The organism is Streptomyces sp. NRRL F-5755 (assembly GCF_001279365.1).
Classification (GTDB): domain Bacteria; phylum Actinomycetota; class Actinomycetes; order Streptomycetales; family Streptomycetaceae; genus Streptomyces; species Streptomyces rimosus.
The window spans coordinates 1-410 of sequence record NZ_LGCW01000188.1; the positions used below are offsets into that span (position 1 = coordinate 1).

Genomic DNA, 410 nt, shown 5'->3' on the forward strand with positions numbered 1-410 from the left:
ACCGGCTTCTTGTCCACGATCTTGTTCTCGCTGCGGGCGAGCAGCAGCAGGCCCTCGACCAGCTGCTCGCTGCGCTCGTTGGTCGCCAGCAGCGTCTTGCCCAGCTGCGCCAGCTCCGGCGACGCGTCCGGATCGGCGAGCTGCACCTCCAGCAGCGTGCGGTTGATCGCCAGCGGGGTGCGCAGCTCGTGCGAGGCGTTGGCCACGAAACGGCGCTGCGACTCGAACGCCCGGTCCAGGCGGTCGAGCATCTCGTCGAAGGTGTCGGCCAGCTCCTTGAGCTCGTCGTCCGGACCGCCCAGCTCGATACGCCGGTGCAGGTCCGAACCGGCCACCCGCTGCGCGGTCCGGGTGATCCGGCCCAGCGGCGACAGGACGCGGCCGGCCATCGCGTACCCGAAGGCGAACGC

The 410-nt window shown here is 71.0% G+C and carries 1 protein-coding gene; it reads right to left on the reverse strand.

What is annotated here, in order from left to right:
• On the reverse strand, window positions 1-410 hold a 410-nt coding region (locus ADK86_RS17135; RefSeq protein WP_159393872.1), incomplete at both ends, for a histidine kinase dimerization/phospho-acceptor domain-containing protein.